At 60.7% G+C, this 24,896-nt stretch carries 20 protein-coding genes and 1 other annotated feature; of the genes, 15 read left to right on the forward strand and 5 right to left on the reverse strand.

Going from position 1 to position 24,896, the window contains the following annotated elements; all coding sequences use genetic code 11:
- Window positions 1–259: 259 nt before the first annotated feature.
- Together B5E66_RS10120 and B5E66_RS10125 are read right to left on the reverse strand one after the other, a co-directional pair.
- Window positions 260–3,523 (reverse strand): FtsX-like permease family protein, encoded by a 3,264-nt coding sequence (locus B5E66_RS10120; protein WP_242958152.1) that lies wholly within the window; start codon window positions 3,521–3,523, stop codon window positions 260–262.
- Window positions 3,524–3,529: 6 nt separating this feature from the next.
- Entirely contained in the window at window positions 3,530–4,234 is a 705-nt protein-coding gene (locus B5E66_RS10125) for an ABC transporter ATP-binding protein (protein WP_087232397.1), read from the reverse strand.
- Between the two features lie 231 nt (window positions 4,235–4,465).
- Window positions 4,466–4,732, forward strand: a binding site (T-box leader).
- 69 nt (window positions 4,733–4,801) lie between these two features.
- Here B5E66_RS10125 and B5E66_RS10130 point away from each other — a divergent pair.
- The 4 genes from B5E66_RS10130 to leuB are packed head-to-tail and all read left to right on the forward strand — an operon-like array spanning window position 4,802 to window position 9,350.
- Window positions 4,802–6,454, forward strand: a complete 1,653-nt coding sequence (locus B5E66_RS10130; RefSeq protein WP_087232400.1) for a 2-isopropylmalate synthase — start codon at window positions 4,802–4,804, stop codon at window positions 6,452–6,454.
- A 36-nt stretch (window positions 6,455–6,490) separates the two neighbouring features.
- Window positions 6,491–7,750, forward strand: a complete 1,260-nt coding sequence (leuC, locus tag B5E66_RS10135; protein WP_087232403.1) for a 3-isopropylmalate dehydratase large subunit — start codon at window positions 6,491–6,493, stop codon at window positions 7,748–7,750.
- 18 nt (window positions 7,751–7,768) lie between these two features.
- The gene (gene leuD / locus B5E66_RS10140; protein ID WP_087232406.1) at window positions 7,769–8,260 is read left to right on the forward strand and encodes a 3-isopropylmalate dehydratase small subunit; all 492 of its coding nucleotides are present in this window, start codon (window positions 7,769–7,771) and stop codon (window positions 8,258–8,260) included.
- Between the two features lie 13 nt (window positions 8,261–8,273).
- A complete protein-coding gene (gene leuB / locus B5E66_RS10145; protein ID WP_087232409.1) occupies window positions 8,274–9,350 on the forward strand; it encodes a 3-isopropylmalate dehydrogenase in 1,077 nt (358 codons plus the stop codon).
- A gap of 108 nt (window positions 9,351–9,458) precedes the next feature.
- On the opposite strand, the gene B5E66_RS10150 is transcribed toward leuB, so the two are convergent.
- The 3 genes from B5E66_RS10150 to mtaB form a co-directional block, all read right to left on the reverse strand.
- A complete protein-coding gene (locus tag B5E66_RS10150; RefSeq protein ID WP_087232412.1) occupies window positions 9,459–10,769 on the reverse strand; it encodes a leucine-rich repeat protein in 1,311 nt (436 codons plus the stop codon).
- A 267-nt stretch (window positions 10,770–11,036) separates the two neighbouring features.
- Window positions 11,037–12,581 (reverse strand): 4Fe-4S dicluster domain-containing protein, encoded by a 1,545-nt coding sequence (locus B5E66_RS10155; RefSeq protein WP_087232415.1) that lies wholly within the window; start codon window positions 12,579–12,581, stop codon window positions 11,037–11,039.
- Between the two features lie 206 nt (window positions 12,582–12,787).
- Complete coding sequence (gene mtaB / locus B5E66_RS10160; RefSeq protein ID WP_087232418.1) at window positions 12,788–14,092, reverse strand: tRNA (N(6)-L-threonylcarbamoyladenosine(37)-C(2))-methylthiotransferase MtaB; 1,305 nt, start codon at window positions 14,090–14,092, stop codon at window positions 12,788–12,790.
- Between the two features lie 170 nt (window positions 14,093–14,262).
- Here mtaB and B5E66_RS10165 point away from each other — a divergent pair, with 170 nt between their 5' ends.
- The 11 genes from B5E66_RS10165 to B5E66_RS10215 all read left to right on the forward strand — a co-directional run bounded on the left by B5E66_RS10165 (window position 14,263) and on the right by B5E66_RS10215 (window position 24,369).
- Window positions 14,263–15,456 (forward strand): D-alanyl-D-alanine carboxypeptidase family protein, encoded by a 1,194-nt coding sequence (locus tag B5E66_RS10165; protein WP_087232457.1) that lies wholly within the window; start codon window positions 14,263–14,265, stop codon window positions 15,454–15,456.
- A 284-nt stretch (window positions 15,457–15,740) separates the two neighbouring features.
- The gene (locus tag B5E66_RS10170; RefSeq protein WP_087232421.1) at window positions 15,741–17,072 is read left to right on the forward strand and encodes a glucose-6-phosphate isomerase; all 1,332 of its coding nucleotides are present in this window, start codon (window positions 15,741–15,743) and stop codon (window positions 17,070–17,072) included.
- Between the two features lie 88 nt (window positions 17,073–17,160).
- Window positions 17,161–17,565, forward strand: a complete 405-nt coding sequence (locus B5E66_RS10175) for an ATP-binding protein (RefSeq protein ID WP_087232424.1) — start codon at window positions 17,161–17,163, stop codon at window positions 17,563–17,565.
- Between the two features lie 172 nt (window positions 17,566–17,737).
- Entirely contained in the window at window positions 17,738–18,235 is a 498-nt protein-coding gene (locus tag B5E66_RS10180) for a YceD family protein (RefSeq protein ID WP_087232427.1), read from the forward strand.
- 25 nt (window positions 18,236–18,260) lie between these two features.
- The gene (gene rpmF, locus B5E66_RS10185; RefSeq protein WP_087232430.1) at window positions 18,261–18,440 is read left to right on the forward strand and encodes a 50S ribosomal protein L32; all 180 of its coding nucleotides are present in this window, start codon (window positions 18,261–18,263) and stop codon (window positions 18,438–18,440) included.
- Window positions 18,441–18,574: 134 nt separating this feature from the next.
- Window positions 18,575–19,930, forward strand: coding sequence for a DUF512 domain-containing protein (locus B5E66_RS10190; protein WP_087232433.1), 1,356 nt, complete (start codon window positions 18,575–18,577; stop codon window positions 19,928–19,930).
- Window positions 19,923–21,266 carry a ribosome biogenesis GTPase Der gene (gene der / locus B5E66_RS10195; RefSeq protein ID WP_087232436.1) on the forward strand — a complete coding sequence of 448 codons (1,344 nt, stop codon included), beginning with the start codon at window positions 19,923–19,925 and terminating at the stop codon, window positions 21,264–21,266. The genes B5E66_RS10190 and der overlap by 8 nt, the downstream gene beginning before the upstream one ends.
- Before the next feature lie 89 nt (window positions 21,267–21,355).
- Window positions 21,356–22,030 carry a glycerol-3-phosphate 1-O-acyltransferase PlsY gene (gene plsY / locus B5E66_RS10200; RefSeq protein ID WP_342395002.1) on the forward strand — a complete coding sequence of 225 codons (675 nt, stop codon included), beginning with the start codon at window positions 21,356–21,358 and terminating at the stop codon, window positions 22,028–22,030.
- Window positions 22,031–22,354: 324 nt separating this feature from the next.
- A complete protein-coding gene (locus B5E66_RS10205; protein ID WP_206393066.1) occupies window positions 22,355–22,909 on the forward strand; it encodes a GNAT family N-acetyltransferase in 555 nt (184 codons plus the stop codon).
- Between the two features lie 271 nt (window positions 22,910–23,180).
- Window positions 23,181–23,924 (forward strand): helix-turn-helix domain-containing protein, encoded by a 744-nt coding sequence (locus tag B5E66_RS10210; protein ID WP_087232442.1) that lies wholly within the window; start codon window positions 23,181–23,183, stop codon window positions 23,922–23,924.
- A gap of 7 nt (window positions 23,925–23,931) precedes the next feature.
- Window positions 23,932–24,369, forward strand: a complete 438-nt coding sequence (locus tag B5E66_RS10215) for a hypothetical protein (RefSeq protein ID WP_087232445.1) — start codon at window positions 23,932–23,934, stop codon at window positions 24,367–24,369.
- The last annotated feature ends 527 nt before the right edge of the window (window positions 24,370–24,896 follow it).

Raw genomic sequence — 24,896 nt, forward strand, 5'->3', positions numbered from 1 at the left:
GCCGGCCCAAACGAAACCGCCCCGTGCTCAAACGAAATCGCCCCGTGCTCAAACGAAACCGCCCCGTGCTTGCGGCGGCACAGGGCGGTCCATTTTGCGGTATTCGGTTTGGTATGAGGAGGAATCATGTGTTACAGGGGGCGGTTGCGGCCCCGCCGTTCCTGTGAGTATAGGATACCAAAGATTTATACATAAACTGTTTTGAATCTATGAATCTTTTGTAAACTCTCCTTTGGCGCCAAACAGCGCACATACGCGGTTATTCGGGGGCTTTCATGCTCTCCACCATGCTGATGGCCCGCACCTGGCGGCGCATCATGCGGCAGACGGCCACCGTGAACAGCAGCGTCAGCGCCACGCTGTACACAAAGCTGGTGGGCTCGAGGCTGCGGATGAACATCATCTGCTCCGACTCCACCGTCCGGATGACGAACTGGTGCATGGGCGCGCCAATGGCGAGGCCCACAGCGGCGCCGATGACGCTGAGCAGCTCGATCTCCCGGAAGATGTAGCGGTAGACCTCCTTGTCGAAGAAGCCCAGGACCTTGATGGTGGCCAGCTCCTTTTTGCGCTCGCCGATGTTGACGCTGATGAGGTTGTACAGCACCACTGCGGCCAGGGCCGCCGCACAGACGATGATGAGCAGGACCACATAGTTGATGCAGGCGATGGTGCTGTCGTACATGGCGGCGCTGTCGGCGGTGAAAGCGGTGCTGGAGACGTAGTTGCAGCCCAGCAGCACGGTGCTCAGGGTCTGGCGCTGGGTCTCCGAGCTGCAGCTGGTGACGGCGTACACCGTATTCCAGGCGGGGGAGTCCACCAGGGCCTCCAGGGTCTCCTGGGTGACGTAGAGGTAAGCGCCCAGGTAGTTCTCGGTCACGCCGGTCAGGGTCAGGGGCAGATAGGAGGCGCCGGTGCCCTGCACCCAGACGGTGTCCCCGGCCTCCACGCCCAGCAGCTCGGCGGTCTTTTCGCTCAGCACCACGCTGCCCTGGGTGAAGGTGAGGGGGCTGCCGCCGTTTTGCAGGGTGAAATACTCGGTCAGCTTCTGGGGCTCCTGGGCGGCCACCAGGGTGACGCTCAGCTCGCCGGCGCCGGCGGCATCCTCCGCCACCGTGACGGTGCGGGTGTAGAAGGCGCCCCAGCTCTCCACCTCATCCCGGGCGGCCAGGGTGTCGGTGAGGCCGCCCTCCAGCTCGAGGGCCTTGTCGCTGCTCAGAGAGATGGACAGGTCGGCCTTCTGGATGGAGCCGTACTGCCGGCTGACGATCTCCACGATGGAGTCCTGCAGGCCAAAGCCGATCAGCAGCAGGGCGGTGCAGCCCGCCACGCCCAGCACGGTCATGTAAAAGCGCTTTTTGTAGCGGAACATATTGCGGGCGGTGGTCTTTTGGGAGAAGCTCATCCGGCGCCACAGGGGCTTGACCCGCTCCAGGAAGATCCGCTTGCCTGCGGCGGGGGCGCGGGGCAGAAGCAGGGCGGCGGGCTTTTCCCGCAGGGATACGCGGCAGGCCGCCAGGGTGGTCAGGCCCACCACGCCGATGCTGATGACCACGCTCAGGACGGCCAGCAGGGGATAGACCCGCAGCCGGAAGGTGGGCAGGTCGAACACGGTGGAGTAGGCCCACCAGATGACCGACGGCACCCCGAAGAAGCCCAGCAGCATACCCGCGATGCAGCCCAGCAGGCCGGCGGTGGTGCCGTAGACCAGATACTTGGCGGTGATCTCCCGGTCGGTGTAGCCCAGGGCCTTGAAGGTGCCCATCTGGGTGCGGTTCTCCTCCACCATGCGGGTCATGGTGGTGCTGGCCACCAGGGCCGCCACCAGGAAGAAGAAGACGGGGAACACCCGGGCGATGGACTCGATGCGGTCGGCGTTCTGTCCAAAGAACACAATGGACACCACGCTGTTGCGGTCCAGCACATACCACTCGCCGGATGCGATGTCGTCCACCTGCTCCTCCGCGTCGGCCAGTTGCCTGCGTGCGTCGGCCAGCTGGGCTTCGGCCTGGGCCTTCTGGGTCTCAAAGGCGGCCGCGCCCTCCTGGTACTGCTGCCAGCCCTCGTCCAGCTGCTGGCGTGCGGCCTCCAGCTGGGCCTGGGCCGCGTCAAAGGCGGTGAAGGCCTCTGCGTTGCCGGTGTTCAGGGCCAGCTGCCCTTCCAGCACCTGCAGCTTCATCCGACGCAGGGCGGCTTCGGCTTCGGCCACCAGCTCCTCGTTGGAGAGGTTGGGGGAGGAGATCAGCCCCTGGGCATACATCTGCTGTTTGCCCGCGTCCAGCTGGGCCTGGTAATCGGCCAGCTGCTGGTAGGTGGAATCGTACAGGGCCTGGGCCCGGTTGAGGATGTCCCGCAGCTCCACATAGTTGACGTCGTCCGGCTCGGCTTCCTCCAGGGCAGTCTCGGCGTTGTGCAGGATATCCTCCGCATAGCCCAGCAGGGGGTCGGCCACCCCCTTGAGGGTGACCAGCTGCTTGATCTGTTCCAGCTGCGCTTCAAAGTCCAGCACCTGGGCCTGGGCGGCCACCAGCTGGTCTGCGCCGCTGGCCATATTGCCGGGCAGGGCGGCCTTCTGGGCTTCCAGCCGGGCCGTGCCGCTCTGGTATTCGGCCTCGCCCGCCTCCAGCTGGGCTTTCGCCTCGTCCAGCTGATCCTGGGCGTCGGCCAGCTGGGCTTCGGCGTCGGCGGCCTGCTGCTCGAACTCGGCCCGGGCGTCATCCAGCTGGTCCTGGGCCTGTTGGATCAGGTCCTGACGGCGCTGCCGGGCCTGGGTATCGGCAATGGCTTCCAGACGGTCCATCACCGCCTGTACGGCGTTCTGGTATTCGTCGGAATCGTTGTCGTACTGGCCGGCCCCCGCCGCCTTGATGTAACAGGTGGTATAGTAATCCATCGTCAGGCTGCCGTCCGCCACATAGGCCGCCAGGCCCAGGGCGCCGTTGCCGGCGGTGGTGCTCTCGGTCTCGGTGGAGAAATAGAGGGGGTCGGTGACAAAGCCCACCACCGTGAGGGTCTGGGTGGACAGGTCGTCCGCGCCCGACGAGAAGGTGATGACGTCCCCCAGCCGGATGCTGCCCGCCGCGCCCTGGTCCAGCACCTGGACGGCGCATTCCCCGGCGCTTTCGGGCAGACGGCCCTCCTCCAGCACCAGGCGGTTCATGTTGGCGTCCTCCTGCAGGGTGGGGTAGACCGGCAGCTGCTGGACCCGGATGGCCAGGGTGCTGCCGCCGCGATAGCTGCCCTCGCAGTCCACCGACTTGACGGGCATCACGGCCTCGACCCCTTCCACCGCCGCGATGGCGTCGATGTCCGACTGCCCCAGGCCCAATGTGGACACCACCCGGATGTCAAAGACGTTCTGCTGGGCATACCAGGTCTGGCCGGCCCGGCGCATACCGGGGGCCACGCTGAGCAGGCCCGACAGCATCATGACGCCCAGCAGTACGATGCCGAACAGGGAGGCAAAGCGGCTTTTGTTGGCGGCGAGTTCCCGCCACATATTTTTGCGATAGGTCTTTTTCACAGCGCATCACCACTCGATCTCTTCCACCGGAACGGGGTGCTCATTGACTTCATTGGAGATGATCTGGCCGCTGCGGACCTGGACGATCCGGTCGGCCATGCCGGTCAGGGCGCTGTTGTGGGTGATGACGATGACGGTGCGCCCTGTGGCGCGGCAGGTGTTCTGCAGCAGAGCCAGCACCGACTTGCCGGTCTTGTAGTCCAAAGCGCCGGTGGGCTCGTCGCACAGCAGGATCTTGGGGTTTTTGGCCAGGGCCCGGGCGATGGCCACCCGCTGCTGTTCGCCGCCCGACAGCTGGGCGGGGAAATTGTTCAGCCGCTGGCCCAGCCCCACGCTCTCGAGGGTCTGGGCCGGGTCCAGGGGATTTTTGCAGATCTCGATGGCCAGCTCCACGTTTTCCAGCGCGGTGAGGTTCTGCACCAGGTTGTAGAACTGGAACACGAATCCCACGTCATAGCGGCGGTAGGCGGTCAGCTCCTTTTCATCGAAGCGGCTGACCTGTGCCCCGTCCAGCACGATGCGGCCCTCGTCGCAGCGGTCCATCCCGCCCAGCATATTCAGCAGGGTGGTCTTGCCGGCGCCCGAAGGCCCCACGATGATGCAGAACTCTCCCTTGTTGACATGGAAGGTCATGTGGTCTGCCGCCGCCACCCGGACGCTGCCGGTCTGGTAGTATTTTGACACATCGGTAAAACTGACAAAGGGCTCCATACAACAACCACCTTCGCTTTCCATTCCTTGCGCCCGGGGGCGCTTTACTTCTATTTTAATAGTACAACAAATCGCCCTGCACTTGCAAGCAAAAGCAGATTGTTTTAATGCAAACTTTACAAATAAGGACCAAAAACCGCCGCCCGTCCCGTCCCGGCCGCACGGCATGTGCGCAAACCTCCTCTTGACTTGCGGGCGGCGGCGTGCTACAATAGACCCAGTTTCAAAAATACAAATGCGTTGAAGGGGATAAAACGGGTCCTTCCCGCTTGCAGAGAGCCGCCGGTCGGTGTAAGGCGGCGCGGGTGTTTCCGGTTACTGGCCCCTGAGCGGCAGAGCTGAACGGCCATTCCCCAGTAGGCTCTGACGGATGCCCACCGTTACAGGGGCAGCGATTCGCCCCCGGCGGCTGATCGTGTGAGTGGCCGCATCATCTGCGGCAAAGAGAGTGGTACCACGGGACCGCCTTGTATCGACTTACAGGCTCTCGTCTCTCAAAGGCTTTGGTCCTTTGAGCGACGAGAGCCTTTTTCCATCCATTTTTTCGAAAACAGGAGGTAACCTGCCATGATGGACGCCACCAAGTACGCACCCGGATACTACCCCGCCCCTGCCGGCTACGACAGCTGGGTCAAAAAGGATCATATCGAAACGGCTCCCGCCTTTTGCAGCGTGGACCTGCGGGACGGCAACCAGGCCCTGATCGTACCCATGAGCCTGGAGGAAAAGATCGAGTTCTTCAAAATGCTGGTCAAGATCGGCTTCAAGGAGATCGAGGTGGGGTTCCCCGCCGCCAGCGAGACCGAGTATGAATTTCTGCGGGTGCTGATCGAGCAGAACATGGTGCCGGAGGACGTCACCCTCCAGGTGCTGACCCAGTGCCGCGACCACATCATCCGCCGCACCTTCGAGGCGGTCAAGGGCGCGCCCCGGGCCGTGATCCACTTCTACAACTCCACGTCGGTGGCCCAGCGGGAACAGGTGTTCCACAAGTCCAAAGAGGAGATCAAGCAGATCGCCACCGACGGCGCCCGGCTGGTCAAGCAGCTCAGCCAGGAGTACGAGGGCAATTTCCTGTTTGAGTACAGCCCCGAGAGCTTCACCGGCACCGAGCCGGACTACGCGCTGGAGGTGTGCAATGCGGTCATCGACATCATGGAGCCCACCCCCGACCGCCCCATGATCATCAACCTGCCGGTGACGGTGGAGATGAGTATGCCCCACGTCTACGCCAGCCAGATCGAATACTGCTCCAAGCACCTGCACAGCCGCGACAGCGTCATCCTCTCCACCCATCCCCACAACGACCGCGGCACCGGCGTAGCCTGCGCCGAGCTGGCGGTGCTGGCGGGCGCCCAGCGGATCGAGTGCTGCCTGTTCGGCAACGGCGAGCGCACCGGCAACGTGGACGCCATCACCCTGGCTCTGAATATGTACAGTCACGGGGTGGACCCCAAGCTGGATTTCTCGGATATGCCCGCCATCTGCGAGGTGTACGAGCGGGTCACCCGGATGCACGTCTATGAGCGGACCCCCTACGCCGGGCAGCTGGTGTTCGCGGCCTTCTCGGGCAGCCATCAGGACGCCATTGCAAAGGGGATGAACTACCGCAAGGCCACCGGCGAGCACCGCTGGACCTGCCCCTATATCCCCATCGACCCCCACGACATCGGCCGCACCTACGACGCCGACGTCATCCGGATCAACAGCCAGAGCGGCAAGGGCGGCATCGGCTTTGTGCTGGAGCAGAACTACGGCTACAACCTGCCCCCCAAGATGCGGGAGGACCTGGGCTACAAGGTCAAGGCCGTGTCCGACCACAGCCACAAGGAGCTGTCCGCCGCAGAGGTCTGCCGCATCTTTGAACAGCAGTATCTGAACAAGGAAAAGCCCTTCAACGTCAAGGAGGCCCACTTCATCCAGAAGAGCGGCATCACCGCGTCGGTCACCCTCGAGATGAACGGCGCCACCCGCGAGGTGGTCTCGATCGGCAACGGCCGTCTGGACGCGGTGGCCAACGCCATCCAGACCGCCACCGGGATGGACTTCCACCTGGACCAGTATTCGGAGCACAGCCTGGACGGCGGCTCCACCTCCCGGGCCGCCAGCTATGTGGGCCTGGTGTGGAACGACGGCACCACCACCTGGGGCGCCGGCACCGATACCGATATCATCGTGGCGGGCATCCGGGCGCTGGTGTCGGCCATCAACAACAAATAAACAGCCAAAATCATACCAATGGAGGAGAACCGTATCATGGGAATGACTCTGACTCAGAAGATCCTGGCACACCACGCGGGGCTCGCACAGGTCAAGGCGGGCCAGCTCATCAACGCCAGACTGGATATCGTGCTGGGCAACGACATCACCACCCCGGTGGCCATCAACGAATTTGAAAAGGCCGGCTTTGACAGCGTCTTCGACAAGGAGCGGGTGGCCATCGTGCTGGACCACTTTGTGCCCAACAAGGACATCAAGAGCGCCGCCCAGTCCAAGCAGTGCCGCACCTTTGCAAACAAGTACGACATCCTCAACTTCTACGACGTGGGCCAGATGGGCATTGAACACGCCCTGCTGCCCGAAAAAGGGATCGTCACCGCCGGCGACTGCGTCATCGGCGCCGACAGCCACACCTGCACCTACGGCGCGCTGGGCGCCTTCTCCACCGGCGTGGGCTCCACCGACATGGCCGCCGGGATGGCCACCGGCATGGCCTGGTTCAAGGTGCCCGCCGCCATCCGCTTTGTCCTCACCGGCAGCCTGCCCGAGCGGGTGTCGGGCAAGGACCTGATCCTCTCCATCATCGGCCGGATCGGGGTGGACGGCGCGCTGTACAAGTCGATGGAGTTCACCGGGCCGGGCGTGGCCAGCCTCTCGATGGACGACCGGCTGTGCGTGTGCAACATGGCCATCGAGGCGGGCGCCAAGAACGGCATCTTCCCGGTGGACGACGTGACCAAAGCCTACCTGGCGGGCCGCAGCCAGCGCACCCCCGTCTACTACGAGGCCGACCCCGACGCCGAGTACGAGCAGACCATCGAGATCGACCTGAGCCGGCTGGTGCCCACCGTCAGCTGGCCCCACCTGCCCGAGAATACCCGCCCCGCCAGCGAGGGCGCCGGCGTGAAGATCGACCAGGTGGTGATCGGCAGCTGCACCAACGGCCGCCTGGAGGACATGGAGGCCGCCTACGAGATCCTCAAGGGCAAGCACATCGCAAAGGGCGTGCGGGGCATCATCATCCCGGCTACGATGGCGGTGTACAAGGAGTGCATCCGCCGGGGCTGGACCGAAGCCTTCATCGACGCCGGCTGCATCGTCTCCACCCCCACCTGCGGCCCCTGCCTGGGCGGCTATATGGGCATTTTGGCTGAGGGCGAGCGGTGCGTGTCCACCACCAACCGCAACTTTGTGGGCCGGATGGGCCATGTAAAGAGCGAGGTGTACCTGGCCAGCCCGGCCACCGCCGCCGCCAGCGCCCTGACCGGCGTCATCACCGACCCCAGAACGGTCTAACGAGAGGAGCACACTGCCATGAACGCGAAAGGCCATGTATTCAAATACCCCGACAACGTCGATACCGACGTCATCATCCCCGCCCGCTACCTCAACACCCAGGACGCCAAAGAGCTGGCCTCCCACTGCATGGAGGACATCGACAAGACCTTCGTGCACCGGGTGCAGCCCGGCGACGTGATGGTGGGCGGCTGGAACTTCGGCTGCGGCTCCAGCCGGGAGCACGCCCCCCTGTGCATCAAGACCAGCGGCATCTCGGTGGTCATCGCCAAGAGCTTTGCCCGCATTTTCTACCGCAACAGCATCAACATCGGCTTGCCCATCCTGGAGTGCCCGGCGGCCGCCGACGCCATTGCGGCGGGGGATGTGGTCAGCGTGGACTTCGATACCGGCGTCATCACCGACGAGACCACCGGCGCCGCCTTCCAGGCCGAACCCTTCCCGCCCTTCATCCAGGAGATCATTGCCGCAGGCGGCCTGATGAACTCCATCAAGGCCAAAAAGCAGTAAGGGAGGGTCCGACATGGAAAAGAACATCGCTGTCATCTGGGGCGACTGCGCCAGCCCCGAGATCGTCCGGCAGGCCGTGCGGGTGCTGGACAAGGTGGCCGAGAAGTACGGCCATACCTTCCACTACACCGACGCCGCGATGGGAGGCGAGGCCATCGACAAGTACGGCGACCCGCTGCCCCAGCACGAGCTGGACAAATGCCTGGCCGCCGACAGCGTGCTGCTGGGCGCGGTGGGCGGCCCCAAGTGGGAGGGCCTGCCCGGGGACCAGCGCCCCGAAAAGGGCCTGCTGCGGCTGCGCGCCGGGATGGGCCTGTATTCCAACAGCCGCCCGGCCAAGATCTGGCCCCAGCTGGCACCCGCCAGCCCCCTCAAGCCCGAGATCGTGGCCCAGGGCATCGACTTCATCATCGTGCGGGAGCTGACCGGCGGCGTCTACTTTGGCCAGCACCGCACCGACACCCTGCCCAGCGGGGAAAAGCAGGCGGTGGACGTGATGCCCTATTCGGAGCACGAGATCGAGCGGATCGGCCGCATCGGCTTTGAGACCGCCCAAAAGCGCCGCAAAAAGCTGTGCTGCGTGGACAAGGCCAACGTGCTGGACACCAGCCGTCTGTGGCGCGCGGTGATGCACCGCATCAAGGACGATTACCCGGACGTGGAATACAGTGAGATGTTCGTGGACAACGCCGCCATGCAGATCGTCAAGAACCCGGCCCAGTTCGATGTCATCGTCACCGAGAATATGTTCGGGGATATCCTGTCCGACGAGGCGTCCATGATCACCGGCTCCATCGGGATGATCCCCTCCTCCTCCCTGGGGGACGGCACCCGGGGCCTCTATGAGCCCATCCACGGCTCGGCCCCCGACATTGCGGGCCAGGACAAGGTGAACCCCACCGCCTGCATCCTGTCGGCCGCCATGATGCTGCGGTACAGCTTCGGGATGCCGGCTGAGGCCGACTGCATCGAGCAGGCGGTAGGCCGGGTGCTGGACAAGGGCCTGCGCACCGCCGACAATATGTCCGCCGGCTGCACCTGCCTGGGCTGCGCCGCGATGGGCGACGCCATCCTGGCCGAAATGGATTGACCGGCCCGCAAAAGCGCCGCAGAACGCAACAAAAAAGCCGTATGCACCCGCTTGGATGCATACGGTTTTTGCTTTGGACGGGGGTTGCAAAGGGGACTTTTGTGTGGGTCAGAAGCCAAGGAAAGAAGTAAGGGTGTTGAGATTGTGGTCTGGCTCAAACTTTACTAGTTTTTCATCCAGCGTCAAACCGCCGTTTGATAGGGCATCCTTGAGTTCTTGAAGTTTAACATCATTCCACAAGCTGGGATAATGAATGATGAGCGGGGTTGTCCTGTCCTCAAGAATGACGCCGAAAAATGCATACCTCTCAATCGTTGGGACATTGTAAAAGGTTATCTCTGTCAGGCCGTCGCAGAGCTCAAATGCGCCGTTGTTGTACTCATCCGTTCCTGCAATGGTCTCTAAATTCTTTGGCAACTTGACTTCGGTCAGTTTATCGCACCGTAAAAATGTGCCATGGGGAATGGTAGTCACCTGGGTGTTGCTCAGGTCGATGCCGGGAGTTTCATCCGTAATATAGTTCTTAATATTACTTGGCAACTCATTTAATGTATCCGGTGCGACCAGATTGTTATTTGTGTCAAGCGGCCATGTATTGGGGTCATCTACAACGCTAGCAGATTCAAATATGGCAGATACTGTGATCTCGGCGCTGCCCGACGAAAACAGCGCGGCCATGCCGCTGCCGGCGGTTGGGACGGTGTAAAAAACGGTCATTGATTTTTTCTGTTCGTTGGTACTTTTAGTCGTTTCACCGCCGACTGTAACGCTTTTGATTACATAGCCGCGCCCGGCTGTGACTTTGACGGACAATTTGTCACCCTCAATCACTTGATCTGTGGACACTTTAATTTCGCATCCTGTTTCGGTTGGCTTGCTGACAGTGACGCTTTGCCATGCTGCGAAAGTGACGTTTACATTGCCAAGATTGGACAGCTCGGTAATATTTTTAACAGGTAATTCGTATTTATTTCTCTCATCTCCAGTTATCTTTTCTACATCACCATCGCCAATTTTAATGGATTTTATGGCCATACCAGGTTTGGGCGTGATCGAGCAAGAGACAGTGCCGTCCGAGCTGATCGTTACCTCCAATGTGCTGCCGTCATCAAGAGTGACTTTCTTAGTCTCGCCCTCTGTAAACGTTACCGGTTCACCATTGATGGTTACCGTATGCGTAGTTGCGCCCTGGCTGGAGGAGCTGTCCGGCTGGCTGGAGGGAGAGCTGCTGGAGGAAGGGGCGCTGCTGTCGTTGTCGTCGTCGTGATTGGGCCTGCTGGCCTGGCTGGAGGAGCTGGAAGAAGAACTGCTGGAGGAGCTGTTGAGCCACTCCAAAAATTCCTCCCAGCTGCACCCGGTGAGAGCGCCGGCGGCCACTGCCGCCGACAGGATGAACGCAATAGGCCGTCTCAAACGCATGATTTGCCTCCTGTGTACAAAAAAGTATACCTTTCCAGTTTGCGGACCAATCGTCCCGTTTGCGGAAAAACGCTTGCATGCCGGCGCATTTTCCTATATACTGAATGTGTAAAAAACAGCAAATCCAATCTTTCATTTTGTATACCTTCCCAAACACCCAAAACGAAGCGGCCCCCGGCTCTGTACAGGCAGAGACAGGGGCCGCTTTTGGCACAAAAACCCCCGGCCTTCTCGCGGAAGAAAGCCGGGGGCGGGGCAAATCAGGGATTATTCAAAGTTGGGGTCGTCCTTCAGCAGGTGGATGTTGTTGATGAAGGCGCTCTGCTCGGGGTCGGTGAACGGGGCAGAGGAAACGTACTTGTTCAGCTGCACCGCAGTGCGGTTGGGATCGGCAATGGTGCCGGCGCCACCGATGCAGCCGCCGGGGCAGCCCATGCCCTCCAGCAGGTAGCCGTTGTACTTGCCGGCTTTGGCCATCATCAGCAGCTTCTTGCACTCTGCCAGGCCCTGGGCCGAGGCGATCTTGACCTCGCGGTCGGGATACCACTCGTGGATCTTGTCGGCCACAGCCTTGGCCACGCCGCCCGACTGGGCAAAGCCGCGGCCTGCCGCCGAGCCGTAGTGCAGCTCCTCCTCCTCTGCGGGCAGGGAAGCATAGTCGATGCCTCTGGCCTCCATGACGCCGGCCAGCTCCTCAAAGGTGAGCACGAAATCCACGTCGCTGCGCACATGCCGGCGGGAAGCCTCCAGCTTTTTGGCGGCGCAGGGTCCGATGAAGCACATCCGGGCCTCGGGATCGGCGGCCTTGATCATCCGCGCGGTAAAGACCATGGGGGTCATGGTCATCGAGATGTTCTTGGCCATGTCGGGGAACAGGGTCTTGGCCATCATGCTCCAGGCGGGGCAGCAGGAAGTGGCCATGAAGTTCAGCTTCTCGGGCACTTCGTTCAGGAAGTCGTGGGCCTCGTCCACCGTGCACAGGTCGGCGCCGATGGCCACTTCCACCGTGTCGCAGAAGCCCACCTGCTGCAGGGCGGCCTGCAGTTTGGCGGTGGTGTTCAGGGCGGGGAACTGGTTGATGAAGGCGGGGGCCACCAGGGCATACACGCGGTCGCCGCGGTTGAAGCTCTGGATCAGCTGATAGATCTGGCCCTTGTCGGCAATGGCGCCGAAGGGGCAGTTGACCAGGCACTGGCCGCAGGATACGCACTTGGAATAGTCGATCTCAGCGCGGCCCAGCGTATCCGAGTGGATGGCGCCCATGCCGCAGGCCGACGAGCAGGGACGCTCGGTCTTGACGATGGCGTGGTAGGGGCAGACGTCCACACAGCGGCCGCACTTGATGCACTTGTCCTGGTCGATGGTGGAACGGCCGGACTCCCACACGATGGCGTTCTTGGGGCACACTTCCATACAGGGATGGGCAAGGCAGCCCTGGCACAGGTCGGAGACCTTGACCATCTTTTCGGGGCAGCGGTTGCAGGCGAACTTGATGACGTTGATGAGGGGGGGATCGTAGTACTTGGCGGCGATGTTGGCGTCTTCCAGGCCGGACACCACGCTGTTGTGCTCGTCCATGCGGCGGGTGGGCAGGCCGATGGCCAGGCGGACGCGCTCCTCAACGATGGCGCGCTCCAGGAAGATATCTTTGCGCAGCTTGCCTTCCTCACCGGGGATGATGGTGTAGGGGATCTTGCGCATCATGCTGTTGGCCTTCTCGCCCTTCACATTGGCATAGGCCATCCGGGCGACTTCGGTGAATACCGCCCGCCGGATCTGGATGACGGTGGTATTGATGCCTCTGAAGCTCATTCCAAACTCTCCTTTGCTTTGCAGAAACCTGGCCTGCGGGCCGTGCCCGTGCCATGGGTCGTGGCGGCGCCTGTCTGCGGGGAAAGACCGTCCCCCGGCGCCGCCTCATACAATTTTATTCTAGCACATTTTGCGCCCCTTGAAAAGGGATAGCCCGAAAAATCTGTCAAGAAAATAACGAATCCAAAGGGTGAAGCCGTCTTGCCTCAGACCCGGCCCAGGAACGCCGCCTGGACCCGGGCGCCGTCGTAGCGGCCCAGCCGCACCCGCACGATATCCCCGGCGGCACAGCCCGGCGCCGACACGCTGACCGGCACATACAGCCGGGTATAGCCGGTGAAGACGGTGGCCGAGACGGGGGTCTCCAGCAGCACCTGGTCCTCGGAGCCTTCCAGGCCGGCCAGCACGGCGCGGCGGACCTCCTCGGCCCGGTCGTGCATCCGGCGGCTGCGGGCCTGCTTTTCCCGCTCGTGGACCTGCTGGGGGAAATCGTAGGCCGGGGTGCCCTCCCGCCGGGAATAGGGGAAAACGTGCACCCGCAGAAAGCCCACTTCTTCCAAAAAGCCGCAGCTGCGCACAAAATCTTCCTCGCTCTCCCCGGGGAAGCCGCAGATGCAGTCGGTGGTGAAGCTGACCGGACGCCCCGCATAGGCCTGCCGCAGCTGCCGGACGACGTCCAGATACTGGGCGGTGGTGTAGGGCCGGCGCATCCGGCGCAGCGTGGCGTCGCAGCCGCTCTGGAGGCTGAGGTGGAACTGGGGGCAGAGCTTGTCCACGGCGGCCAGCCGGCGGATGCCCTCCGGGGTGAGCATATCGGGGTCCAGGCTGCCCAGGCGGATGCGCTGGATGCCCTCCACCCCGGCGCACTGCTCCACCAGCTCGTAGAGGTCGGTGCCGGTGTCGGTGCCGTAGCTGGGCAGGGAAATGGCGCTGAGCACCACTTCCCGGTAGCCCGCGCCGGCCAGCTGGCGCAGCTCGGCCAGGATGCTGGAGATGGGACGGCTGCGCACCGGGCCCCGGGCCTTGGGGATGATGCAGTAGGCGCACCGGCGGTTGCAGCCGTCCTCCACCTTGATAAAGGCGCGGGTGTGGGTCTCGAACCGGTCCACCGGCATCTCCTCGAAGGCCTCCCCCCGGGTGTGGGGGGTGACGGCCACGATCCGCTCATGGCCGTTCAGCAGCTGCATCACATGGTCCAGGATGGCGCGGCGGTCGGTGTTGCCGCAGACCAGGTCCGCCTCCAGCAGGCCGGCAGCCTGCTCGGGGAACGCCTGGGGGTAGCAGCCGGTGAGGACGGTGACGGCGCCGGGGTTCTCCCGTTTGGCGTGGCGCAGCCATTTGCGGCTTTTCTGGTCCCCGAAATTGGTGACGGTGCAGCTGTTGACGATGTAGACGTCGGCGGGCTGGCCGTCGGGCACCACCGTGAACCCGCTGCGCCGGAACAGCTGCTCCAGGGCTTCGGTCTCATTGAGGTTCACCTTGCAGCCAAGGGTATAAAAACAAACACGCATGGATGATCCTTTCACACACAGGGCAGAATAAAACACACCTGAGTATAGCGAATCAGAGCGAAAAAGGCAAGATGCAATCCTGCCGTGCTGGACAGTCGTCCCGGCGCATAAAATCACACCAGAGGCCGCCGGGTGCGGCGACACAGGAAAACGGGATGGAGGCAGAAAGCATGGTTTGCAGAAGTTTGGCTCTTGGGTGCGCGGCGGCGCTGTGTCTGTGGCTGGGGATGGCTGCCCCGTCCGCCGCCGCGCAGACGCCCGCCCTTTTGGCTGCGGCGCAGCAGGCCGCCGTGCAGGCGCCCGAGCTGTCGCTGCCCTGCCGGGCGGCGGTACTGATCGACCAGGGCACCGGCACGGTGCTGTATGAGAAAAACGCCAGCCAGCGGGTGCCCATCGCCTCGATCACCAAGGTGATGACCCTGCTGCTGACCTTTGAGGCCATCCATGACGGGCGGCTGACCCTGGATACCCCGGTGCCGGTGAGCGAACACGCCGCCAGCATGGGAGGCAGCCAGATCTGGATCGAGCCGGGGGAGCATTTTACCCTGGACGAGATGCTGCGGGCCATCTGTGTGTCCAGCGCCAACGACGCGGCCGTGGCGGTGGCCGAGCTGGTGGGAGGCAGCGAGGAAGCCTTTGTGGCCCAGATGAACGCCAAAGCCGCCCAGCTGGGGATGGAGGATACGACCTTTAAGAATGCCTGCGGCCTGGACACCGAGGGACACCTGTCCACCGCCCGGGATGTGGCCGTCATGAGCCGGGCCATCCTGAACGAGTGCCCCGAGGTGCTGCATTACAGCGGCATCTGGACCGACACGCTGCGGGGCGGCGAGACCATGCTGGTGAACACCAACAAGCTGCTGCGCCGCTATGAGGGGATCACCGGGCTCAAGACCGGCACCACCGGGGGCGCAGGGGTGTGCATCTCGGCGTCGGCCAGCCGGGACGGGCTGGATCTCATCGCGGTGGTGCTGGGGTCCAGCTCCAGCGCCGAGCGGTTCGAGGCGGCCACCACCCTGCTGGACTACGGTTTTTCCGCCTATGAGGCGGCGCCCCTGCCCGATCTGGGCGGCCGGCCCCTCTACCTGGATGTGACGGGCAGCACCGTGGAGGACGTTCCCCTGGACTATACCGCCCTGCCCGAGAGCCTTCTGGTGCCCAAAGGGGGCGCCGGGGCCCTGACGGCCCGGGTGGACCTGCCCGCCGTCAGCGGCGCGCCCCTGGAGCGGGGCAGCCAGGTGGGCAGCGTCACCATCCTGAGCGGGGAACAGCCTGTGGGCAGCTGGCCCGTCCGGGCTGCGGCAGACGCCGCCGTGCTGGATCTGGCGGGGGCGGTGCGGCTGATGGCCGAGACTTTTTTATAAGACAGGCGCCGGCCGCCGGGGCGTTTTGGACGGCAAACCCACCCCGGGACGCGGCCTGCGGAAAAGGAAATTGCAGTTTGACGCGAAAATTAACAGAATTTACAAGGACGTCCGGCGGGGGCTTGTTAAAATTGTATGAATCCCGGGGATTTTGGCCTTGACTTTATCCGGGCGGAACGGTACACTTAGAGAAAGAATCTCTGCTGTAAGCGGCCAGGGGCCTGTGGCCCTGCCGGCCGGCAGCGAAGAACATACAGGAAGGAACAGTTTGGAGGCCATAGATCATGAGCGTTTCGTTTAACACCAGGCACCTTTCTCCGTTTGTCAAAGAGGATGAGTTTGCGGCCATCTATCCCCAGGTGGCGGCGGCCCATCAGATGCTGGAATCCAAGACCGGCCCTGGCAATGACTTCCTGGGCTGGATGTACCTGCCCCGGGACTATGATAAGGAAGAGTTTGCCCGCATCCAGGCCGCTGCACAGCAGATCCGCAGCGACTCGGACGTGCTGGTGGTGGCCGGCATCGGCGGCAGCTACCTGGGCGCACGGGCCGTGGTGGAGGCTGTCAAGGGCGTCTACCACAACGAGCTGGAGCCGGGCCTGAAGATCTACTTCTGCGGCAACAGCATCAGCCCCACGGCGCTGAACGATATCATCGCCCTGTGCAAGGGGAAACGCTTCTCGATCAACGTGATCTCGAAATCCGGCACCACCACCGAGACCAGCCTGGCATTCCGCGTGCTGCGCAAGCTGCTGGAGGACCAGGTGGGCACCGAGGAAGCCAACAAGCGGATCTATGCCACCACCGACCGGGCCCGCGGCACCCTCAAGCAGCTGGCGGACAGCCAGGGCTGGCCCACCTTTGTGGTGCCGGACGATGTGGGCGGCCGCTATTCGGTGCTGTCGGCTGTGGGCCTGCTGCCCATCGCCGCCGCCGGCATCGACATCGCCGAGCTGATGCAGGGCGCCGCCGACGCCATGGACCGCTTCTCTCAGCTGAGCCCCGACAATGACGCTTACAAGTATGCCGCAGCCCGCAACATCCTCAGCCGCAAGGGCAAGCAGATCGAGATCCTCGAGTGCTACGAGCCCAACTTTGCGCTGATGAACGAGTGGTACAAGCAGCTGTTCGGCGAGAGCGAGGGCAAGGACAACAAGGGCCTGTTCCCCGCCAGCTGCATCTTCTCCACCGACCTGCACTCCATGGGCCAGTTCATCCAGGAGGGCACCCGCAATATGTTCGAGACCATCGTCAATGTCAAGACGCCGGCCCGCGACCTTTACATCGAGGAGCTGGAAGGCAACTTTGACGGTCTGAACTTCCTGGCGGGCCAGAACATGAGCGTGGTCAACCGCAAGGCGATGGAGGGCACCATCCTGGCCCACACCGACGGCGGCGTGCCCCAGCTGCTGATCGACGTGGACGACCTGTCGGCCTACAATGTGGGTTACCTGATCTACTTCTTCTGGCGTGCCTGCGCCTGCAGCGGCTATCTGCTGGGGGTCAACCCCTTCAACCAGCCGGGCGTCGAGAGCTACAAGAAGAATATGTTCGCGCTGCTGGGCAAGCCTGGCTATGAGAGCCTGACCGCCGAGCTGGAGGCTAAGCTCAAGTAAACACCCCGGTCGGCTTTGGCGGAACGGCCGAAGCCAAACGAAAGGAACTCTCCCGCCGCGAGGCGAGGAAAATACAGGAGGCATTATTATGATTAGACTGATTGTTGGCACCAAGGGTTCGGGCAAGACCAAGGCTATGATCGATATGATCAACGAATCGGTCCGCACCAGCAAGGGCAGCGTCGTTGTCGTGGAAAAGGGCATGAAGCTCACCTATGACATCGCCTCGGCTGCACGCCTCATCGACCTCGACGAGTACAAGATCCAGGGCGGCGAGATGCTCTACGGCTTTGTGGCAGGTCTGATGGCCAGCAACTATGACATCACCGATATCTACATCGACGGCATCCTGAAGGTGCTGGACCACGACGTCAACCGTCTGGGCGTGGTGCTGGACGAGATGGCCGCCATCGCAGGGGATTCGGTGCGGGTGACCGTCACCGTCAGCGCCGACGAGGCGACCCTGCCCCACAACGTCAAGAAGTATCTGTAAAAAAGATGCAAGCTCTGTAAAGCAGGGACGGGAGCCGGTGCGCCGGACAGCGCGCCGGCTTTCGCCGTGTTTTGAGCCCGGCAAGAAAATTTCTCCACTTGTACGCAATTTGGGGCTTGACACAAGCCCCCTTTGGCGCTATACTTACAAGGCAGCTTTTTAGAGGTGTACTATGCAATTTGACCTGAGGAGGTTCATGGCGTCCGGCCGCGCCGACTGGCAGCAGACATTCGACTGCGATCTGTCGGGGCGGGATTTTGCCGGCGCCCGTATCGAGGACCCTGTCACAGCCGGCTTTGCCGCCAGGGCGGAAGGGAACGAGGTGCATATGACTTTGCGGGCCAAGGCATCGGTGCATGGCGAATGCGCACGCTGTCTCGACCCTGTCTGCCTGGACGTGCAGGTGGACGCGGAGTGGACAGCCCGGGAACGGGACCTGGACGACCCTGATTTTGAGCTGCCCCTCAACGCAGAGGGGTGCCTTGATCTGGACGACTGGCTGTACCAGGAGTTCTGCTTCCAGATCCCCACGGTGCTGCTGTGCAGTGCCGACTGCCTGGGGCTGTGTCCCCAGTGCGGGCGCAAACGTCCCTGCTCCTGCCCGGCTGCGCCGGAAGAAAGCGCACAGCCGGACGCGAGGCTGAGCGTGCTGAGATCACTGCTGAATTGATATTCCATCCAAGGAGGTGCAAACTATGGCAGTACCCAAGAGACATCTTTCCAAGGCCCGCCGCGACAATCGTCGCAGCAATGTCTGGAAGCTGGAGGCCCCCACGCTGGTGAAGTGCAGCAACTGCGGCTCTTTCAAGCTCCCCCACCAGGCCTGCGGCAACTGCGGCTACTACAAGGGCGAGGAAGTCATCAAGAAGGGCTGATTTGCATTTTACTTGGTGGCATAATGGATGTATGACAGAAGGGGAGGGCGTGTTATGCCTTCCCCTTCTTCTTTGCTTTCGCTCCGGGGGGCCGCTGTGCCCGCCCTGTTTTGCGACGAGAAAGGAGACGGCCTATGGCCATCAAGATCGACACAGTGGCCCCGGGCAGCGACGCCCAGGCGCTGGGCCTGGGCCCGGGGGACGAGCTGGTGGCGGTGGACGGCAACGCCATCAACGACGCGCTGGACTACCAGTTTTACACCGACAGCCCCGGCTTTCACCTGACCGCCCGCGTGCAGGGCGCCATCCGGGAGCTGGAGGTGGCCCGCCAGCCCGGCGAGGACTTTGGGTGCAATTTTGCCACCTACCTGGGGGACAAAAAGCATTCCTGCGCCAACCGCTGCATCTTCTGCTTCATCGACCAGATGCCCCCGGGGATGCGGGAGAGCCTCTACTTCAAGGACGACGACGAGCGGCTGTCCTTTTTGTTCGGCAACTATATCACCATGACCAATATGCACCAGAGGGAGATCGACCGGATCATCCGGATGCATATTTCCCCCATCAATATCTCGGTGCATACCACCAACCCCCAGCTGCGCTCGATGATGCTGGCCAACCGCCGGGGCGGCGAGACCCTGCAATATCTGCGCCGCCTGACCGAGGCGGGCATCGCGGTGAACTGCCAGCTGGTGCTGTGCCGCGGCATCAACGACGGGGAAGAACTGCGCCGCACCCTGACCGACCTGCTCGAGCTGGGCCCTGCCGTCCAGAGCATCGCGGCGGTGCCCTGCGGCATCACCGACTACCGCCAGGGTCTGTACCCGCAGACGCCCTACGACGGCCCTTCCAGCGCCGCGGTGATCGACCTGATGGAGGACTTTGGCGAACAGGCCAAAGCCCGCTATGGCAGCCGTATCGTCTATCCCAGCGACGAGTGGTATCTGAACGCCGGGCGGCCCATCCCGCCGGCGTCGTTCTATGAGGATTTTGCCCAGCTGGAAAACGGCGTGGGGATGTGGCGGCTGTATGAGGACAGCTTCCGGGCTGAGCTGGAGCGCGCCCACGCGGTCTATCGGGAAAAGAAGATGGATGTGGTCACCGGCACCATGGCGGCGCCCCTGATCACCGCCATGATGGAGGAGCTGCACCACCAGTATCCCATGATCACGGTGACGGTGCACCCCATCCGGAACCGCTTTTTTGGCGGCAACGTGGGGGTGGCGGGCCTGGTGACCGCCACGGACATCATCGAGCAGTGCGCGGGCAAGCTGACCAGCGATGTGCTGGGGGTGCCCGAAGTGATGCTGCGCAGCGAACGGGATATGTTCCTGGACAGCATCACGGTGGAGCAGCTGGCCCAGCGGCTGGGGGTGAAGGTGGAGATCCTGCCGGCCGACGGCGGCAAAGAGGCCCGGGCCCTGCTGCGCAGCGGGCTGCATATCTCCCGCCGCAAAAAGCCCCAGAAGGAGGAAACAAGCCATGAGTAAACCCATTGTCGCAGTGGTGGGCCGGCCCAATGTGGGCAAGTCCACCCTGTTCAATAAACTGTGCGGCCAGCGTCTGGCCATTGTGGAGGATACCCCGGGCATCACCCGGGACCGCATCTTTGCGCCCTGCGAGTGGCAGGGCAGGGAACTGCTGCTGGTGGACACCGGCGGCATCGAGCCCAAGGCCACCGAGGGCATCCTGGCCCATATGCGCCAGCAGGCCCAGATCGCCATTGATACCGCCGACTGCATCGTCTTTGTGGTGGATGTGCGCTCGGGCCTGACCGCCTCGGACGAGGAGGTGGCCCATATGCTACGCCGCAGCCGCAAGCCGGTGATCCTGGCGGTGAACAAGTGCGACAGCGTAGGCGATCCCCCGATGGAGCTGTACGAGTTCTACAACCTGGGCTTTGACGAGGTGATGCCGGTATCTGCCGTCCATGGCCATGGCACCGGCGACCTGCTGGACGCGGTCTGCGCCCACCTGGATTTCTCCGAGACGGTGGTGGAGGAGGACCGGATCCCGGTGGCCATCATCGGACGGCCCAACGTGGGCAAATCCAGCCTGACCAACCGCATCCTGGGGGAAAACCGGATGATCGTGGCCGACGAGGCGGGCACCACCCGGGACGCCATCGACACCCCGGTGGACAACCAGTTCGGCAAGTTCATCTTTACCGATACCGCGGGCCTGCGCCGCCGCTCCAACATCGGCGAGGGGCTGGAGCGCTACATGGTGGTGCGCGCCCTGGCGGCGGTGGAGCGCAGCCGTGTGGCTCTGATCCTGGTGGACGCTACGGTGGGCTTTACCGAGCAGGACAGCAAGATCGCGGGCTATGCCCACGAGCAGGGCAAGGCCTGCATCATTGTGGTGAACAAGTGGGACGCCGTGGAGGGCAAGGAGACCAACACCATGGAACTGCAGCGCCGGGGCTATGCCGAGTGCTTCAGCTTTATGAGCTATGCGCCCATCCTCTTCATCTCGGCCCAGACCGGCTATAACATCGACCGGCTGATGCGGCTGATCCGGGATGTGGATACCCAGAACGGCGCCCGTGTGCCCACCGGCGTGCTGAACGAGATGCTGGCACGGGCTACGGCCCGGGTGCAGCCGCCCACGGACAAGGGCCGCCGGCTGAAGATCTTCTATCTGACCCAGGCCTCCACCCGGCCTCCCACGTTTGTGGCCTTTGTCAACTCCAAGCCCCTGTTCCACTTCAGCTACCAGCGGTATCTGATCAACCAGATCCGGGAGAGCTTCAGTCTGGAGCATACCCCCATCCGCCTGGTGGTCCGTGAGCGCGGCACCGGCCAGGTGGGCGCAAAAGATGTCTGATACTTGCAAAAAGCCGCGCACTGTGGTAAGGTAAGGCTGACAGGCGCCGGGCATACCGGCCCGGCGGCAAGATGAGGAGGTAAAATTCCATGTGGATGGACCTGGCGATCGTTCTGGCTGCGGCCCTGCAGGCATACCTGCTGGGCAGCATCGACACCGGCATTCTGGTGTCCAAGTTTATTTATCACGATGACGTGCGCAACCACGGCAGCGGCGCGGCGGGCATGACCAATATGCTGCGCACCTTTGGCAAGCGGGCCGCGGCCATGACGGCGGCAGGGGATGTGCTGAAGGGCGTCCTGGCGGTCTGCATCGGCCGGTGGCTGTTTACCTTCCTGTCCGGGGAGACTTTTTCGGCTTACCTGGGGGTGTATCTGGCGGCCATCCTGGCGGTGGTGGGCCATCTCAAACCCCTGTACTTCGGCTTCAAGGGCGGCAAGGGCGTGCTGGTGGCAGGCGGCGCCATCCTGGCTGTGCAGCCGGCCCTGATCCCCTTCCTGCTGGTGATCTTTCTGGCCTGCCTGATCCCCACCGGTATGGTGTCCCTGGGCAGCATCGTCATGGCAGTGAGCTATCCCTTTTTGACGCTGGGCTATGGCCTGCTGACCGGCCTGCCCGGCCGCGACCTGGCGGTGACCACCATCGGCGCGGCCATCATGGGAGCCATGGTGTTCTATATGCACCGCTCCAACCTCCAGCGCATCCGCGACGGCAAAGAATACCGCTTTGGCCGCAAGGGCAAGGACGGCGGCGCCCAAAACTGAATGCTACATCGAAAGAAAAGCCCCTGCTTTTGCAGGGGCTTTTGCTGTTGGATCCGATGGGCGATGACCGGCCGCCAGTCATACGCCAGCAGCCACACCGCGATGTAGACCAGGCCGTAGGTGGCATGGTATTGCTGCAGGCGTGCATTGGGTCCGCAAGTGCTCTTTAAAGCAACATAAATAAGAGAGCAGACAGCCGCCCCACTGTTTCGTAAAATATTTTGTGGATGACCGGTAGAAATATCGTTCCAAGGATGCTAAAATGAATCGCAGGCAGGAATGAGCGATGAAGGAAAATTTGTGAGAAGAAAGGAGTCTGCTGAAATGGAATTGAGGAAAGCTAAAGCAAATGAGGCTGAAATATGTTATCAATGTATAGAGGACGCGAGAGCCTATCATAAATCTTTAGGGTTTGAGCAGTGGCGCCCTGATTATCCTACGCGGGAGACCATTCTCGAGGATATTGCTCAAAATATGGGATATACCTTTGTGGATGAACAAGGGATCGTTGGATATTGTTGCATTATCATTGGCGATGAACCTGCGTATCGCCAAATAGAGGGGGCTTGGAAAACGAATAGACCCTATGCTGTGGTTCATAGAATGGCTTTCAATAAAAAGGCAAGAGGCGGTGGACGATCGAAGGAAGCGTTTGACTTGATAAAAGAGCTATGTCTATCAAAGAATATCCATGCTATCAGAGTGGATACGCAAGATGAAAACAAAGGAATGCAGCACATACTGGTCCGAGAAGGATTTGCGTATTGTGGTCTCATTCAATTTGGCGGCGGACCAAAACTGGCGTATGAGTGGGATAACGAACTTCCCGTTTATAGGGGAGACGGCAAAGCCGGCCGAGCCAGCGGGCGGACAAAATGAACGCCGCTGGAATGGGGTGATGGCGACGGCTCCGGCTCGAATGATGGTATGCCGTAAAGAAATGCACAGGAAAAATAGACAGCGGACCACAATCTTGTATGACTTCTTTGTTGCAGCTGTTCACTCTCTTGCGGCTGAGATGTAGAATGAAAAAACGCGAAAAATCGTATGCAACGCATGGTTGCAACTGCACGTTGCGGAAAAGAAACCGTATGTTGGTGGTGCTCTATCGGCAAAAAGTGTATACTGATAGCGACAGGAGGAGCACAGAATGACCTTTGGAGAAAAAATACAAAAATTGAGAAAGGAAGCTGGACTATCGCAAGAGGAACTTTCTTATCAGTTAGGAGTATCCAGACAATCAATCAGCAAATGGGAGCGTGATAATGGATACCCTGAAACTGAAAAAATTGTCCGAATGAGTAAATTGTTTCATGTATCTTTGGACTATCTTCTCAACGAAGAAGATACAGAAAAGCCAGAGATAAGCCCAGATGAAAAAGGAATTTATGTCAGTCGAGAAATGGCAAATGGTTTTCTTTTGTACCAAAAGTGGAAACATCTTAGAATTGCACTTGCCGTAGGTATCATGGTCGGAAGCCTTTCACTCTCGTTTATGTGGTCAGATATTTTCACACTTCTGTTTATGCTGGTATGGATTGTGGGGATCGTTCTTTTATTCTCTGTCAAAATAGCAGATAATCCATATAGAAAACTCTGGAATGAGCCACTACTATTTGACAAAGCCGTAGAGGCTGAATTAAATACAGCATACGCAGAAAAAAAGAAATTTCTTCAACTATTTAACTTGATCGGAATTGCCTTCATTGCATTGGGCTTTCTGTTTTTCCCTTTAATTGTTCCAGCAGAATTAACCTTAGAAAATAATATTTCTTTAGCTGCGGGAATGATTGTTGCAGGAATTGGAATATTTTTCTGTATTTATATGTCTGGTCTTGTTCGTGCCTATCGACTGCTAATTATGAATGAAGCCTATCAACAGAAAGGAAAGTGAGAATATTATGAAAAAAACATGGATTGCATTCGTGGCAATACTGACGCTTCTTTGCGGCTGTCAAGCCAAGGAAAACACAAGTGCTTTTGATTATGGCGATGATATTGCAAAAGCGCAGGAAATAGCAGTTATTTCCGCTGATACATCGGAAGTTGTTGATACGATTACTGACACAGAGAAAATCGAAGATTTTGTTTCGGCGCTGAATTTAGACCAATGGGAATTAAAAACGCTGCCAGATAATGCGGCGGAAATTGGTTCTTTCAATTTGGCGCAAGAGGAAACCATCAAACTGGGGCAGACGGATACGGATGGAACGCTATATGATATTGCTACCATTACCCTATACAATGGAGCGTATGTCAGCTTTGAAATTGGCGGATTCGATATGACGTTTGAAGTGAGCAAGGATACGGCTGATTATTTGAATGGATATTTTGGATAAAGGGAATTGTCTAAAATAGCAAACCCAGCCGAGCCAGCGGGCGGTCCGTTCGATTTTTGAAAAAGAAGATGGATTTTGTAGAAAAGGGCGGCAAGAGAATCGATCTCTTGTCGCCTTTTTCGTGACGTTTCAGATCAAAAGCGCGCTGCCGGTGTCTAAAAGTGCCTACAGCTGGGCGATGAGGGGCTGGCTCTCTTGCAGAGCGAGATACAGGATAACGGTGGGGAGTCGATCAAAGGACTTTTTACGAGAAAATGGAATGGAAAGCGATCCATACAACTTTACGGTGAAAATCGGCATTTCCATGGACGATCTCGCCTGCTGGGAAAAAGGATGCGATCAATAAAGCGTAGGATTCATTTATCTTCATTGTAACAGCTTTGAACGAAGGCAAATAGTGGACATATGGTAACCGCCCCATAATCCCCCGTCTCAGCAGATCCCATCAGTATAAGAGCAGCACTTTCTAATCCTTTTAGACACAAAAAGAGCTGCCGTGTCAAGTGCGGCAGCTCGGGGTTCCAGGG

The organism is Faecalibacterium sp. An121 (assembly GCF_002160915.1).
In the GTDB taxonomy this organism is placed as follows: Bacteria; Bacillota; Clostridia; order Oscillospirales; family Ruminococcaceae; genus Faecalibacterium; species Faecalibacterium avium.

Excerpts from the sequence above, each read along its gene's own strand:
- B5E66_RS10125 (WP_087232397.1), bottom strand. The coding sequence starts at position 4,234 with ATGGAGCCCTTTGTCAGTTTTACCGATGTGTCAAAATACTACCAGACC.
- B5E66_RS10130 (WP_087232400.1), top strand. The coding sequence starts at position 4,802 with ATGATGGACGCCACCAAGTACGCACCCGGATACTACCCCGCCCCTGCC.
- leuC (WP_087232403.1), top strand. The coding sequence starts at position 6,491 with ATGGGAATGACTCTGACTCAGAAGATCCTGGCACACCACGCGGGGCTC.
- leuD (WP_087232406.1), top strand. The coding sequence starts at position 7,769 with ATGAACGCGAAAGGCCATGTATTCAAATACCCCGACAACGTCGATACC.
- leuB (WP_087232409.1), top strand. The coding sequence starts at position 8,274 with ATGGAAAAGAACATCGCTGTCATCTGGGGCGACTGCGCCAGCCCCGAG.
- B5E66_RS10150 (WP_087232412.1), bottom strand. The coding sequence starts at position 10,769 with ATGCGTTTGAGACGGCCTATTGCGTTCATCCTGTCGGCGGCAGTGGCC.
- B5E66_RS10155 (WP_087232415.1), bottom strand. The coding sequence starts at position 12,581 with ATGAGCTTCAGAGGCATCAATACCACCGTCATCCAGATCCGGCGGGCG.
- mtaB (WP_087232418.1), bottom strand. The coding sequence starts at position 14,092 with ATGCGTGTTTGTTTTTATACCCTTGGCTGCAAGGTGAACCTCAATGAG.
- B5E66_RS10165 (WP_087232457.1), top strand. The coding sequence starts at position 14,263 with ATGGTTTGCAGAAGTTTGGCTCTTGGGTGCGCGGCGGCGCTGTGTCTG.
- B5E66_RS10170 (WP_087232421.1), top strand. The coding sequence starts at position 15,741 with ATGAGCGTTTCGTTTAACACCAGGCACCTTTCTCCGTTTGTCAAAGAG.
- B5E66_RS10175 (WP_087232424.1), top strand. The coding sequence starts at position 17,161 with ATGATTAGACTGATTGTTGGCACCAAGGGTTCGGGCAAGACCAAGGCT.
- B5E66_RS10180 (WP_087232427.1), top strand. The coding sequence starts at position 17,738 with ATGCAATTTGACCTGAGGAGGTTCATGGCGTCCGGCCGCGCCGACTGG.
- rpmF (WP_087232430.1), top strand. The coding sequence starts at position 18,261 with ATGGCAGTACCCAAGAGACATCTTTCCAAGGCCCGCCGCGACAATCGT.
- B5E66_RS10190 (WP_087232433.1), top strand. The coding sequence starts at position 18,575 with ATGGCCATCAAGATCGACACAGTGGCCCCGGGCAGCGACGCCCAGGCG.
- der (WP_087232436.1), top strand. The coding sequence starts at position 19,923 with ATGAGTAAACCCATTGTCGCAGTGGTGGGCCGGCCCAATGTGGGCAAG.
- plsY (WP_342395002.1), top strand. The coding sequence starts at position 21,356 with ATGTGGATGGACCTGGCGATCGTTCTGGCTGCGGCCCTGCAGGCATAC.
- B5E66_RS10205 (WP_206393066.1), top strand. The coding sequence starts at position 22,355 with ATGGAATTGAGGAAAGCTAAAGCAAATGAGGCTGAAATATGTTATCAA.
- B5E66_RS10210 (WP_087232442.1), top strand. The coding sequence starts at position 23,181 with ATGACCTTTGGAGAAAAAATACAAAAATTGAGAAAGGAAGCTGGACTA.
- B5E66_RS10215 (WP_087232445.1), top strand. The coding sequence starts at position 23,932 with ATGAAAAAAACATGGATTGCATTCGTGGCAATACTGACGCTTCTTTGC.